The following is a 1450-nucleotide window of genomic DNA, read 5'->3' as shown; positions in this document are numbered from 1 at the left end:
GGCGGATGCCGGCGCGCGAGCCGGCGGCGGCAGCACCGGGCTCGACGTGCAAACGGCCGGTGTTGTCCAGGGTTTGCGCACGCAGATCTCGGCCAAGACGGCCGAAGTCGCACAGCTCAGCGCGGATCTCGGCCCGAACCACCCGCAGCGTCAGGCCGCCGAGGCAGAATTGTCGGCGCTGCGTCGCCGGCTCGCGGTCGAGACCGGTACGAGCACCAATGCGGTGCGCGTCGCCAGCGGTGCGGCGAGCAGCAGGGAAAGCCAGATGCGCGCCCTGGTGAACCAGCAGCGCGGCAAGATGCTGTCGCTCGCGGGTGACCGCGCCGAGCTCGACGTGCTCCAGCGCGATGTCGATTCGGCCCGGGCGGCCTATGACTCCGTGACCCAGCGTCTCGGCACGATGCGGCTGCAGAGCGAGGCGCCGTCGACCAACGTCGTCCAGCTCGACGTCGCGCAGCCGCCGATGTTTCCCTCCTTGCCCAACGTACCGATGCGGCTGACGCTCGGCCTTGTGCTCGGCGCGATGCTGGCGGCGGGGACGGCGCTGGCGCTCGAACTGTGGCGACCGCGGGTGCGGACGTCGCGTGGCGCAGCGACGGCCATCGGTGCGCCCGTGCTGGCATCGGTATCGTTTTCGCAGTCGCGCGTCGCGTCGCCGCTGGGTGGACGGCAAACGTCGTGAGGCTTCGTTCGAGCGAAACGGCAAATGTTGTTCGGCCCGCGGTCGCACCGGCCGCCGAAGCGCCCAGCCAGCGGCATCTTCTGGGCAAATTGCTGTCGCTTTCGCCCGAGGCGCATCGCCAGATCGAGCATCGCCAGGCTGAAACCGGGCTGCTGTTCGGCGAGGCGACGGTCGAGCTTGGCTTTGCGACCGAAGAGCAGATGCGCCGCGCGATCGGGCTGCAACAGGGCTTCACGGTTCTCCCCGAGGGCGATGAGCGCGTCGATCCGCTCGTCGTCGCGGCGTTCGCGCCCGATGAGCCCATCGCGGTCACCGCGCGCGACATTCGTGCGATCGTGACGCGCTACGTCCGTCCCGACGGCTCTCCGCTTCAGGGGGTCGCAATGATCGGGATCGACGACGAAACGCTGCACACCACTGTGCTCACCGCCAATCTGGCGGTCGCCTGCGCACAGGCCGGCTATTCGACGCTGCTCGTGGACGGCGGGATCGGCGCACCGCGTCAGCACGGGCTGTTCCGCCTGCCCAACCGCACCGGTCTGTCGACGCTGCTGTCGTCGGGCGGCCGCGTCGAGGCGATCGCCCAGACCACCGCGATCCCCGGCCTGTCGCTGCTGTCGGCGGGTCCGAGCGTCCCCAATGCGTCCGAGCTCTTCGATCGCCAGCGTCTTGCCAACATGCTCGATCCGCTGCGCGATCATTATGGGCTGGTGATCTTCGATGCCGGCCCCGCCAGCGCGACACAGCTCGAGGCGTGTTTCGGGCTCA

General features: G+C 69.5%; 1 protein-coding gene and 1 pseudogene. Both read left to right on the top strand.

Annotated features, from left to right (window positions below):
- Positions 1-682, top strand: a pseudogene (locus tag ASE89_RS09400) (exopolysaccharide biosynthesis protein); the annotation flags it as partial.
- Positions 679-1450, top strand: a 772-nt coding sequence (locus tag ASE89_RS09395; RefSeq protein ID WP_168427618.1) for a hypothetical protein, incomplete at its 3' end; no start/stop codon positions are given. The pseudogene ASE89_RS09400 and the gene ASE89_RS09395, both read left to right, overlap by 4 nt.

This window comes from Sphingomonas sp. Leaf30 (assembly GCF_001422525.1).
Taxonomy (GTDB): Bacteria; Pseudomonadota; Alphaproteobacteria; order Sphingomonadales; family Sphingomonadaceae; genus Sphingomonas; species Sphingomonas aerolata.
The sequence above is the reverse complement of the archived record's forward strand: the minus strand, read 5'-3'. Positions and strand labels throughout refer to the sequence as shown.